Raw genomic sequence first — 12,681 nt, forward strand, 5'->3', positions numbered from 1 at the left:
CTTTACCCTGGGTGGATTTAATTCAGAACAAGCCATGACGCCCTTGATATTAATCTGCTCTCTTTCCAGGATATCACAAATCTGATTCAAACGTCCCGGTTTGTTATCTGTAGTAATAGAAAGCTGGGTTACAGACATAAAAAAGTCCTCTACTTACTGGTTAAGAAAATCATATCCTTTGGTTACCGCCTGGCAACTGACTTTTACCAACGCCGGTTTACTCCCCATCAGGATTTCCAAACTTTTAAACACCGATTCCTGGGTCAGCACTTGTCCCAGGTTGACCAGACTTCCAAGAAGAATCATGTTGGCTGAACGATCATTTCCCAGTTCCCGGGCCAGTTCATTGGCGGGCACAGGGATAAAATCGATATCACTTCTCTTGGGCAAATCGACAATGATGGAAGAGTTATAGAGCAATTTGCCGCCGGAAACCAACCGGTTCATAAAAGCCATTGCCGAAGGCTGGTTCATGGCCACCAGAATATCAGGATTTGAAACCACCGGTGAGGCAATTTCTTCAGCGGAAATACAGACAGTACAGTTTGCGGTACCGCCACGCACGGCAGCGCCATAGGCCGGGAGGTAGGTAGCATGCAAACCCTGAATCATGCCTGCATTACCCAACACGTTACCCAGAGTCAAAACTCCCTGACCACCGGAACCGGCACAAAGTGTATTTAAAATCATCCTTTTTGCTTCCTTTTTTCTTCCCGCTTATCAGTTAGCAACCCGGGCTGGTATTCTTTAGACATTTCTTCAGTAATCCATCGACAAGCTTGAAGTGGCGTCATTTTCCAGTTGGTCGGGCAGGGAGATAGAACTTCAACAATTGAATATCCCAAACCTTCAATTTGAGTTTGAAACGCATTGGTAATCGCTTTTTTAGTTTTCCTGATCCCCCCGGGAGTAGCCACCGTAACCCGCTCAGCATAGGCAACGCCTGGAAAAGCAGCAACTACATCGGTAATATGGAGAGGATAACCATCCAGGGTTGAATTACGACCAAGAGGGGTAGTAGTAGTCCCCTGGTCAAGAATGGTAGTGGGAGCCATTTGCCCCCCGGTCATCCCATAAACAGCATTATTAATAAAAATTACGGTGATATTTTCACCACGATTGGCGGAGTGAATGGTTTCAGCCGTACCAATAGCTGAAAGGTCCCCATCACCCTGGTAGCTGATAACAAAGAGATCGGGATTGGCCCGACTCACACCGGTGGCAATAGCCGTTCCCCGACCATGAGCTGACTCAATCACATCGATATCCAGATAATGATAGGCCAGAACCGCACAACCGGCCGGACACACCAGCAGGGATCGCTTGCCGACATCCAATTCTTCCAGCACTTCGGCAATTATCCGGTGCACAACACCATGACCACAACCAGGACAATAGTGAGTTACTACATTTTTTTTATAATACTGGGGCCATTGATTTATCAACTTCATGGGACCTACTTTTTCATCCGCCGATAATGGCGGTTAATAACCCGGGAAAACTCCAACGGGGTGGGGATGATGCCGCCGGGACGGCCATGAAATTCAACCTTAACCTGATAATCAGCCAGGGCCAGTCTTACATCGTCAACCATCTGGCCGGTACTCATTTCAAAAACCAGGAAACCTTTAATCCGGTGAGCTATTTCCTGCAAAACTTTTTCCGGAAAGGGGAAAAGGGTTATAGGTCGAATCAGACCAACCGGGATTCCTTCTCTACGGGCTCGTTTAATGGCACCTTTGATAATCCGGGCCGTCGTTCCATAGGCGACCACGGCATATTCAGCATCTTCCATCATGTAAAGCTCATAACGGGTCTCACAATCAGCAATTTCCTGGTATTTACGCACCAGTTTCCAATTGTGACGTTCATTTTCCAGGCCGTCAAGAATCAGGGAGGCCAGGTAGCGACTTGGACCTTCTCCCCGCCCCTTCAACGCCCATTTTTTTTCCGGTAATTGTTTAACCAGCTCCGGGAAAACCACCGGTTCCTTCATCTGCCCCATCATCCCGTCACCAATTAGCATTACCGGAGTCCGATAACGATCAGCCAGATCGAAGGCGACCATGGTCAGATCAGCCAGTTCCTGCACCGATGCCGGAGCTAATACCGGGGTCCGATAATCACCATGCCCGCCACCCCTGGTCGACTGATAATAATCTCCCTGAGCCGGAGCAATGTTTCCCATCCCGGGACCGCCTCGCATCATATTGACAATAACAGCCGGCAGTTCAAACCCTGACAGAAAAGAGATCCCTTCCTGTTTCAGGCTGATTCCCGGGCTGGATGATGAAGTCATAGCCCGGACTCCGGATGCCGCCGCGCCTACGACCATATTAATGGCAGCAATCTCGCTTTCTGACTGGATGAAAGTTCCACCAGCCTGCCGCAAATTTGCCGCCATATATTCACCCAGTTCATTCTGGGGTGTAATCGGGTAACCAAAATAACATTTACAGCCGGCCCGGATGGCCGCCTCGGCAATGGTATGGTTGCCACTCATAAAAACCTTATTCACTGTACACCTCAACCGCCAAATCAGGACAAACCAGCGTGCAGACCATACAACCAATACAATTCTCAGGCTTCACCGGATCAGCATAATAATATCCCATGCTATTTAATTTTGGAGAAGTTTCAAGCACTTCCTGTTTACAGAACTCAACACAAAGACCGCAGCCTTTACAATAATCCCGGCGGATCTTTACCATAAAAACTTTATCTTTTTTACTCATCATTAACCTTAATTGCTCTGGTAAAAAGTCAAAAATAAAGAGCTAATTATTTATGGGAAACAAACTCATGCTCCAGCAACTATCAAAGTAAAAAAAACCCTTTACATCCTGTCAAAAAAATTGTCAAGTGAAACTCCCTGCAGTTTCCACGGAACATTTCCATCCGTCTGCCCTAAGACAGGCAATCACACTTCCCCGGTCTGATGCGCCGGACGCAAAAGATCAAAAACAGACTTGACCGGATTAAACGTCCCGGCCGGGACTTCGATGAAAACCGTATTCCATTCAGCCATCGCCCCATTCCACAAACCCGGATGTTCAAGGGCTTTCAATTCCTTTCCTTCACTGGATTTAACCGCGATAAAGCCGGTATCAGGATCGCTGAACTCATGCAGGTCAAAAGGTTCCCCCCGGTAATCCCGCAGACCACATACCAGATCCACCGGATTAAAATGGGTAGATAGCTGCCAGATTTTCTCCTGGTCAGGAGCAGAGAAATCCACCTGTGACGACTCGACTATCTGGCGACTGCAACCCTGCTCGGGGCCACGGACCCAGAAAGGTCCGCCCCCGGGCTCGCCTTCATTTTTTACCATCCCGCAAACCCTGAGGGGTCGATTAAGTTTCTTACGCAAAAATTCAATCTGTTTATCACCTGCCTCAGACGGAATCTCGATTCCAAGAAAATCCTGCACAAAAACAGTTATTTCAGCCAGCAGCGAATCGCCAGGAACTGTATCATCAAGGCCTTGAAGATAACCGAAAATGCGCTGTTGCAGATTTACCAGGTAGCCTCCCAGGATCTGATGATAGCGGCATATTTCCGCTTTCAACCGGTCAGGGACCACATTATCGATATTTTTGATAAAAACAATATCACCTTTTAAATCATTCAGATTTTCCAGCAGAGCCCCATGGCCGCCAGGTCGAAAGACCAGGGAACCGTCGACATTTTTAAAAGGTACATTATCATGATCAACGGCAATGGTATCCGTTGAGGATTTCTGGACCGAAAAAATAACCTCACAACGGGTACTACCGGTTTCAATGACTCCCCTCACCTGTTCAAGATGTTCCTGAAACGGTTGTCGATGTTCCGGAGAAATGGTAAAATGAAGTCGGATTTTTCCCTGTTTATCCTTGGTATAATCGGCTGCTTCCACCAGGTGTTCCACGAAAGGAGTGCGAACATGATCGGGATAACAATGAAAATCAATCAATCCCTTCGGCAAACTGCCGTAGTCAAGCCCTTTTTCCGTCAGTAAGTAAGCCAGCATCAGGTCACATCGACCTTCATCAATCAGGTTTTCAACCTCCAGGCCATCGGCTGAAACCACCTGGTGAAGCCGATCGGAAAAAGCAAATTTCCCACAATTATCCTTCATCCGCAGGATATCATCATAATCAGGATTATCAATATAGTCATTTAACGTCATGGGCTTGGCACCCGGCTGGAAATATTTATGATAACAGGACAGCAGGGTTTTGAACATTCTGGTTGCCGCACCCGATGCCGGAACAAATTTCATCGCCCTTCCAGCCAGGGCAGCCTCCCGGTAGATATCAATCATGGTCTCCATCTCTTCATTCTCCAGCCTGACAATACCGTCGTTTACGGTACAGGGGCGATCCAGTTTAACCGCCGGGATACCATGGGTAAAAATATCTATTTGGGCCAGAACATCCACTTCGTTCAAACCATGTTCATCTATCTGAGCCAGATCGACATCGCTAAAGATAACATCATGATCCATTCTTTTTGCTCCAAAAGCAGCCTTTATTTTCATGCTTGCAGGTAATATATGCGCATAATTACATACTGAGGACTGATATTCAAGTAAAAATCCAACGCAGGCTACGCCCACAACCCAGATTTTATTTTACCATGAAGCTTGCCATATTGTAGTAAGCCTTGCATAAAAAATAAAAAGGGAGGGCGGGGGAAATTGGAAGCGAGGCCACCGTGATTGGGGACATTCTTGAGTTTCGCGTTAAAGGCAAATTCAAGGTGTTCCTCCACTGAGGAAGGCGGGGACGTTGTTGATTTATTGATTTAAGTGAAAAAAAAGCAGGCTCTCACAGAGGCACAGAGGCACTGAGAACCTTGCCAAGACAAAGGCAAAAACTGGACTTTTTCGAACTGATAAAAGATATTTCACCACGAAAAACACGAAAAAAAAGAGGAAAAGCAGTATGTAGCTGAAGGCAAAAAGGGACGTTGTTGATTTATTGATTTAACTAAGGGAGGGCGGGAGAAATTGGAAGCGGGGCCACCGTGATTGGGGACATTCTTGAGTTTCGCGTTAAAAGCAAATTCAAGGTGTTCCTCCACTGGGCGAGCGATAGTCAAGAGTGTCCCCCCGCGAAGCACGGCGAAGCAAACGTGCAAACCAGTACGGACCGCAGGCGAAGGAAGGCGGGAAAGTGAATTATCACAAATTCAGGACGCAGGGCAAAAAAGATAAAAAACTCACGGCAGCACAAAGATGCAATCTTTTTTTCTTCGTGTTCTTCGTGTTCTCCAGTGAGCGTAGCGAATGGGTGGTTAAAAAGAATTTCTTGTTTTTTTTACCCCTCAAGGGGGTACTGAAAAGAGTGACAGGTTTTCAGGAGTAAGATACTAATAACCGGACGGAGCTGAAAAAACTACTATCAACAGCAAAAATAGATTGATTTTAGCGAAAATAATCTGCTAAGGTGCCAAAGTCAGTTAACGTTAACTGATAAATGTCCAGTGATGGGTAGAAAAGTTATGTTGAGCATTACATTAACATCTATTTTAGATCTCAATTCTTAAAGGAGGATCATATTTATGAAAACTGCACTATGGAAACCATCAACTGAACGGATAGCCAATGCCAACCTGACCCGATTTATGAAGTACCTGAATGATCAGCAGGGGCAGTCTTTTGCCAATTATGATGAGTTGTACCAGTGGTCGATAAGCGAACGGGCTGATTTCTGGGAAGGCGTCTGGAACTTTGGCGGCATTATCGCTTCCAAAACCTACGATGAAGTGCTGGTGGACGGCGACAAAATGCCAGGCTCCAGATGGTTTACCGGCGCCCGGCTCAATTTTGCCGAGAACCTGCTGCGCTACCGTGATGAGCAGACCGCCATGGTCTTTAAGGGCGAACAGCAGGAAGCGGTCAGAATAACCTATGCTGAACTCTATGACCAAGTCGCCAGATTGGCCAAATCATTACGGGATATGGGGGTCACCGCGGGCGACCGGATATCCGGTTTTGTTCCCAACATGATGGAAACGGTAATTGCCATGCTGGCCACCACCAGCATCGGCGCTATCTGGTCTTCCTGCTCGCCTGATTTCGGCATTAAAGGGGTTTTAGATCGTTTTGGCCAGATTGAACCCAAAGTTGTTTTTACCGCCAACGGTTATGGCTATAATGGCAAAACCTTCGATTCTCTACAGCGGGTTTCCGATATTCTCAACAGCCTGCCATCGGTGGAAAAAGTAGTGGTCATTCCCTATACCGAAAGCCAACCGGATATCAGCATGATCAACAACTCCATTCTCTTCGGTGATTTTCTCAGTTCCGAAGACAATCTGGAAATAGAATTTGAACAGCTGCCTTTCGACCATCCCCTCTACATCATGTATTCATCCGGGACCACCGGGGTGCCCAAATGTATTGTCCATGGGGCTGGCGGCACCCTGATTCAGCACCTGAAGGAACATATCCTCCATGTTGATCTCAAGCGGGAAGACAATCTTTTCTACTTCACCACCTGCGGCTGGATGATGTGGAACTGGTTAGTTAGCGGCCTGGCGGTGGGCGCCACCCTGATCCTCTATGATGGTTCCCCATTCTATCCAAACGGCGGCACCACCTTCAAGCTGGCGGAAGATGAAAAAATAACCGTTTTCGGCACCAGCGCCAAGTTCCTGGCCTCGGTTCAGCAGGCCGACATCAAACCGGGGAAGGAATATGATCTTTCGGCGATTAAAACCATCTGTTCCACCGGTTCTCCTCTTTCAGCTGAAAGTTTTGAGTTTGTCTACCGGGAAATCAAGGAAGATCTCGACCTGGCTTCCATTTCCGGCGGTACCGATATTGTTTCCTGCTTTGCCCTCGGCAATCCCATCCTGCCGGTCTACAGCGAAGAACTACAGTGCCGTGGGCTGGGGATGAAAGTTGAAGCCTTCGATGATGATGGCAAGTCGGTACTCAATGAACAGGGAGAACTGGTCTGCAGCGCTTCGTTCCCGTCAATGCCGATCTATTTCTGGAACGATCCGGAAAACCAGAAATATCTGGATGCCTATTTCCGCCGTTATCCCAACATCTGGTGCCACGGTGACTTCATCATGATTACTGAAACCGGCGGGGTTATTTTTTATGGTCGTTCCGATGCCACCCTCAACCCCGGCGGCGTCCGCATCGGCACTGCCGAAATCTATCGGCAGGTGGAAACCATTCCAGAAATCAAGGACAGCGTCGTCATCGGCCAGAACTGGGACAACGATGTGCGGGTTATCTTGTTCGTTATTCTGGAAGCGGGGGTTGATTTAACCCCGGAACTGGAAAAACAGATTAAAACCACCATCCGTAAAAACACCACTCCCCGGCATGTACCGGCCAAAGTGATCCCGGTTGCCGACATCCCCTACACTATCAGCGGTAAAAAAGTGGAACTGGCAGTACGTAAAGTCGTCGAAGGCCGGGAAATTACCAACAAGGATGCCCTGGCCAACCCCCAGGCACTGGAATGTTTCAAGGATCTGCCCCAATTGCAATCATGAACCATCGACTGCGGTGGTAATCATCATTCGTAACTATTCAGCACATCTTTATGAAGCGCACTGCTCCAAGCAAAACCGGGACTGTCCCCAAGCTTTTTGGTTTAAAAGGGGACTGTCCCAGGCTTTTGCGGTGTATACCGACATTGTTTCATAGTCCGTAAACATCTGGGACAGCCCCCGGTGAAGCTGGGGACAGTCCCGAGTTTACTACTTAAGGTGCAATACAATGTGCTGAATAGTTACCATCATTCAATGATTTTTTGCCCCAGGCAAAACCAAAAAAGTCCCGCTTAATGCGGGGCTTTTCATTGTCAGCTTCCATTTGACTTGTTCTTCGGCTCAACAAATACCTCCCGCCGCAGCACCCCGTAGCGGTTAAAACAGACGCGCAGAGTCAGCAGGATGGTCAGCACCACGCTGGTGATGGTGCTGACCACAATTGCGATCATGATCATAATCTGGTATTTAATTGCCACTTCCGGGCTGGCCCCTCCAAGGATAACTCCCGTCATCATTCCGGGCAGAGCGACTATTCCCATGGTTGCCATAGCGGCCAGGGTCGGCTTTAACGCCAGTTGAGCGCTTTCCCGAAAATACGGCAGCAAGGCCTCGTAATGAGATGCTCCAAGCGAAAGCACATAGAGATATTTCCTGGCATCCTTCCTGATATTTTCATAAAAGGTGCTGATGCCGACAATGTTGCCCCTGAGCGAACTACCCAGCAGCATGCCGCCGAGAACAATCAGGTAGCGGGCGTCAAAAATATTATCAAGCGGGATAACCACAATATTCAGATAAAAGATAACCACAAAGGTGGCAATGGAAAATGATAAAAAACCGGGGATAAAAACCTTGCTGATTTTGATGGCGGAACTTCTGACCGCGGAAAAGACCGCAACCGTAATCATGATCAGCAGCCAGAAAAGATTGATCCAGATGTTATTCCATAAAAAAAGATATTTGAGAAAGATGCCGATCAGGATCAACTGAACGGTCATCCTGCCCACGGCATAAAAAAGCGGCTTGATTAAAGCAAATCCGAACTTCAGGCTTAAAACCACCGGCAGAGCCAGCAGCAGAAAGGTCAGAGCCAGGGAGACAAGGGAAAGATCTACGGTTTCCATTCTCCCTCCTCAAGATTGAAAATTTTGACCGCCGGGTTCTCAAGCCAGACAGGATCGTGGGAAATCACCAGACAGGTCCAATCTTCCCTGGCAACAAAAAAATCCGCTACTTTTTTTTTGAGCTGTTTATCGAGGGCCGAAGTCACTTCATCCAGCAGAAATACATCCCGCTGCAGCAGCACGGCAATAATAATCGCCAGGCGCTGTCTTTCGCCGCCGGACAGATCTTCAATATCCTTTTTGATGACTTCTTTATCCAACTCAAAATACTGCAAAAGCTCCTGCAGCTGTTCCCGGAAGCCATCCAGGTAAATATTTGTTTTTAATTTTGCCACTAAATCAAGCAGATCAAGAATCTTTCCACCACCCAGACTGACATCCTGATCTACATAAGCAATCTTTTTACGAACCTCCCAGACGCTTTTTTCATCGATCATTCGGCCGTCAAAGAAAACTTCTCCTTCATCAGGTTCGATAAACCCCAACACCAGGGAAAAGAGAGAACTCTTCCCTGTCCCTGATTTCGCCAGGACCACAACCTTTTCACCTTGATCAACCGCCAGAGAGAGGTCATCAATAATTTTTTTACCATTAAACGAAAGATGAATATGGTTAAAGGCAATCATGACAAACTGTTTTTTTCCTGCTCAAGTAACACCTTCATCGCTTCCCCATTTGACCCGAGAAGCAAAGCAATATGGCGGGTTTTTTCACTATACCCCAAGCCGATTTTCAAAGTCATGGTCAACGGAACCGACAGCAGCATGCCCACCGGTCCGAGCACCCAACCCCAAAAGGCCATGGAAACAAAAATAACCAGCGGTGAAAGTCCGACTCCGGTTCCCATGATCTTTGGTTCAAGAATATTCCCGACAATTATGTTTGTAACCAGATACAAGCCGGCCGTAGCCGCCGCCGAAGCCGGGCCAAGCTGGACCAGAGCCAATAGAACCGATGGAACCGCGGCTATAACCGAACCAATGGTCGGAATAAAGTTCAGCAGAAAAGCCAATACCCCCCACATGACCGCAAAATCAACCCCGATAATCCAGAGACCGATGGTAACCAGGCCCCCGGTAAGCAGGCTGGTACCGGTCTTCAGGGCCAGATACCGGTTGATACCAGTGATAATCCGGTCATATTTTTCCATATCAGCATCAGGCCTGCCGGCTATGGCCTTGAGCTTATCCGTAAAGCCCGAGGCCTCGAGCAGGATGAAAACCAGGGTCAACACAATCATAAAAGTATTGGTCAACATCCCGAACAGGTTATTGAGCATATTGGCGGCAATACTCATGAGCTTGCCCGGATCAAACTGATCCATGAAAATCTTTTCCGTAAGCTCAATACCGTGACCTCCCAGCCAGGCGATCAAATCTTTGAATATCGCATGCAGACGTTCCTGGTACTGAGGTATTGCCCGGGAAAATTCCGCCATGGAAGAAGTTACCAGGGTTGCCAGCACCATTTCCACCAGGATAACCACCAACACCAGCAGGATGATGGAAACAATAGCCGGCACCTTCCTGGTTCGCAGCCAATACACTGGAGGAGCACAGATAATGGCAAGAAAGGACGCCAGCAGAAACGGCACGACAATGGCTTTTGCCGACATGATACCGGCAATAACAATGACAAACGCGGCAAGATTAATCAGCATGATATTCCTGTCTCAATTATTTATTCCTTTTTCACTCAACTTTCTGACTTGCATTTCCATAAATCCCTTGTTCCGGTTTCACTCAACTTTCTGACTTACATTTCCATAAATACCTTGTTCCGGAAGGCATTTCGATAACTAATTGAATTTAAAAGGGCTACATAATGCATTTGAGCTACAGCACCTCAACTTACAATGGTAAAACATATACTATTGCCGAATCCTATCGTGAGGGCAAGAAGGTTAAAAAAACGTACCATCTGGCCCATTGGCAAGCTTACCGATAAACGGGCAGAACAGCTCCGCAGGATCTGCAAGGTCGCCAGTGGCAAAGAAGTGGCGCTATCCCAGTTAAAATTTTACACAAAAAGAGTGCTACAAATAAAGTTTTATCTTGTAATCAGGGTGGTCAATTTTCGGTTGTCACAACTATTTGCTCGCCAGTCTGGCACTAGCAGCGCTTTTGGGTCATCAGAAACATTATTCATCCGGTTACGTTATACGACAACTGGCTGTCTTGGTTATTTTTGCCTCTCTGGCGATCCTTTTTTGGGCCGCCTTTTAATCTACTTTCTATTTTTTACTGTAAAAGGAGGTTGTCCTACAAGACTACTTTCATACCTTCACGGGCGCAAAAGATCTCAATATTACCATAGCGATTAGACGAGCAGTGAATTTTTTCGAGTTCTTCAAGCTGAACATCACTGCGGGTCGGGTCATGGTGAAAAAGAGCTAGTTTTTTGACCCCGGCGCGGGCGGCGGCAGAACAAACATATTCAAACCAAGAGTGACCCCAATCCTGTTTATCAGCATCATATTCAACTTTGGTGTATTGGCAGTCATGGATTAAGAGATCGGCTCCTCGATAAAACTCTTCAAGTTGAGCGTTCAGCTCCCGAGCTGCTTCTTCTCCATCCCGAACAAGCTCTTCATCATAATTGGGATCTTTGGGATCAAGGCTAAAGAGATTACGAAAAGGTTCCGTGTCATAAGTGGTACAAACTATTTTGTCTTGATATTCAAACCGGTAACCAAGACAGAGAATAGGATGATTAAGAAATTTAGTGGTCAAGATTAAGCCATCACCCAGATCCAGGTGCTCCTCCTTAAGACTGACATATTCAATCTTGGCAGCCAGCTCCTCTTTGCGAATCGGGAAATAACGGTAATCCATTAAGCCACCCACGACATTTTCGAGAGTAGCTTGCTCGTGGGAAACCGGACCATAGATCCTGATTTTACTGTCGGGCATATAGATCGGCAGGAAAAACGGCAGGCCGGAGATGTGATCCATATGGGTATGGGTCAGAAAAATCCGGATATCAAGATTCTTGTTTTGTTGCTTGACAAGTTGATAACCCAGTTCTCTAATGCCCGAACCCGCATCAATGATAAGAGAGTAATCAAGTTCATCAAGACAAAGCTCGATGCAAGCGGTGTTTCCTCCATATTTCACGGTTTGCAAACCGGGACAGGGAATCGAACCCCGTACCCCCCAAAAAACAACTTTCATAGTCATCCTGACAATATGTAGCTTTTAATTTATTTATCTCAAGTTACGGTAATCTGGAGAAATATCTGCGCTTTTTTAATTTCTTCCAGTACTATTTCATGCATATTTTCCAGCTCAGACCAGTTTGAACCGGTAAGTTCAAAAATTTTATCAATATGTGAAGAGTCGGGATGGCAATCACCGGCGCAACCAATTTGAAATCGGTTAACAAAAATATTGGCTAACTCAACCAGGGCAACCAGATTACGATCGGCACTGTTTTTAACTTTTTCAAGTTCGTGATGATGGCTGACAGCCTCAAGAATGGGGGAGGAAAGTTGCCATTTTTGGATAATCAAGCGACCGCAGTCGCCGTGGTTAAAACCGAAGATTGTAGTCTCGGCTCGAGCCAGGGAAATCTGTTCTTGTTCAGCCCAGTCCAAGGATTGTGCATATTCTGAGGCAAAACAGCTATCCATGGGCAGCTTACCAAGATCATGCAGTAAACCGGCCATAAAAAACTCCTCCTGCCGGGCGTATGGGAGATCTCGTGTCTTAGCTAAAACCTTGGCCGTCACCGCAACCCCAAGTGAGTGAGCCCAAAAATCGGCAATTTCCAGACTTGAGGTTTTTTGTCGGCTCATAGTACCCATGATTGAGGTGCTTAAAGCCATATTTTTTACCGTATTCATACCCAGCATGGTAATGGCGCGAATCAGTGTTGTAATCTTGTGGAGTAGAGAAAAGTAAGCCGAGTTGATCAGTTTAAGCACCTGGCCGGTCAAAACCGGGTCAAGAGAGATCACCCGACCAAGTTCGTGGGGTGAGGGATCGGGCTGATTACAAACCTCCATGACTTTGACGGCCGTAGTCGAAAGGCTGGGCATTTTATCGATATATGCCTC

General features: G+C 47.0%; 12 protein-coding genes. 2 read left to right on the forward strand and 10 right to left on the reverse strand.

Features of this window, described 5'->3' with window-relative positions; all coding sequences use genetic code 11:
* Positions 1–153 precede the first annotated feature (153 nt).
* The 5 genes from U9P07_10160 to U9P07_10180 form a co-directional block, all read right to left on the reverse strand.
* Entirely contained in the window at positions 154–690 is a 537-nt protein-coding gene (locus tag U9P07_10160) for a 2-oxoacid:acceptor oxidoreductase family protein (GenBank protein MEA2109768.1), read from the reverse strand.
* Positions 687–1,451 carry a thiamine pyrophosphate-dependent enzyme gene (locus U9P07_10165; GenBank protein ID MEA2109769.1) on the reverse strand — a complete coding sequence of 255 codons (765 nt, stop codon included), beginning with the start codon at positions 1,449–1,451 and terminating at the stop codon, positions 687–689. The genes U9P07_10160 and U9P07_10165 overlap by 4 nt, the downstream gene beginning before the upstream one ends.
* Before the next feature lie 5 nt (positions 1,452–1,456).
* The gene (locus U9P07_10170; GenBank protein ID MEA2109770.1) at positions 1,457–2,518 is read right to left on the reverse strand and encodes a 3-methyl-2-oxobutanoate dehydrogenase subunit VorB; all 1,062 of its coding nucleotides are present in this window, start codon (positions 2,516–2,518) and stop codon (positions 1,457–1,459) included.
* Positions 2,511–2,738, reverse strand: a complete 228-nt coding sequence (locus tag U9P07_10175; GenBank protein ID MEA2109771.1) for a ferredoxin family protein — start codon at positions 2,736–2,738, stop codon at positions 2,511–2,513. Before U9P07_10175 ends, U9P07_10170 begins: the two co-directional genes overlap by 8 nt.
* Before the next feature lie 182 nt (positions 2,739–2,920).
* The gene (locus U9P07_10180; protein ID MEA2109772.1) at positions 2,921–4,489 is read right to left on the reverse strand and encodes a DUF4301 family protein; all 1,569 of its coding nucleotides are present in this window, start codon (positions 4,487–4,489) and stop codon (positions 2,921–2,923) included.
* A gap of 598 nt (positions 4,490–5,087) precedes the next feature.
* Between U9P07_10180 and U9P07_10185 the strand changes: the two genes are divergently transcribed.
* Positions 5,088–5,351: a hypothetical protein gene (locus tag U9P07_10185; protein MEA2109773.1), complete on the forward strand. Its 264-nt coding sequence runs from the start codon at positions 5,088–5,090 to the stop codon at positions 5,349–5,351.
* Positions 5,352–5,547: 196 nt separating this feature from the next.
* Positions 5,548–7,500, forward strand: a complete 1,953-nt coding sequence (locus tag U9P07_10190) for an acetoacetate--CoA ligase (GenBank protein ID MEA2109774.1) — start codon at positions 5,548–5,550, stop codon at positions 7,498–7,500.
* A 311-nt stretch (positions 7,501–7,811) separates the two neighbouring features.
* On the opposite strand, the gene U9P07_10195 is transcribed toward U9P07_10190, so the two are convergent.
* The 5 genes from U9P07_10195 to U9P07_10215 form a co-directional block, all read right to left on the reverse strand.
* The gene (locus tag U9P07_10195; protein ID MEA2109775.1) at positions 7,812–8,624 is read right to left on the reverse strand and encodes an ABC transporter permease; all 813 of its coding nucleotides are present in this window, start codon (positions 8,622–8,624) and stop codon (positions 7,812–7,814) included.
* Entirely contained in the window at positions 8,612–9,250 is a 639-nt protein-coding gene (locus tag U9P07_10200; protein ID MEA2109776.1) for an ABC transporter ATP-binding protein, read from the reverse strand. The genes U9P07_10195 and U9P07_10200 overlap by 13 nt, the downstream gene beginning before the upstream one ends.
* Complete coding sequence (locus U9P07_10205) at positions 9,247–10,284, reverse strand: AI-2E family transporter (GenBank protein MEA2109777.1); 1,038 nt, start codon at positions 10,282–10,284, stop codon at positions 9,247–9,249. Before U9P07_10205 ends, U9P07_10200 begins: the two co-directional genes overlap by 4 nt.
* Before the next feature lie 601 nt (positions 10,285–10,885).
* Entirely contained in the window at positions 10,886–11,797 is a 912-nt protein-coding gene (locus U9P07_10210) for an MBL fold metallo-hydrolase (GenBank protein MEA2109778.1), read from the reverse strand.
* 38 nt (positions 11,798–11,835) lie between these two features.
* The gene (locus tag U9P07_10215) at positions 11,836–12,663 is read right to left on the reverse strand and encodes an HDOD domain-containing protein (GenBank protein MEA2109779.1); all 828 of its coding nucleotides are present in this window, start codon (positions 12,661–12,663) and stop codon (positions 11,836–11,838) included.
* Between the last annotated feature and the right edge of the window lie 18 nt (positions 12,664–12,681).

The organism is Pseudomonadota bacterium, from assembly GCA_034660915.1.
Lineage (GTDB): Bacteria > Desulfobacterota > Anaeroferrophillalia > Anaeroferrophillales > Anaeroferrophillaceae > DQWO01.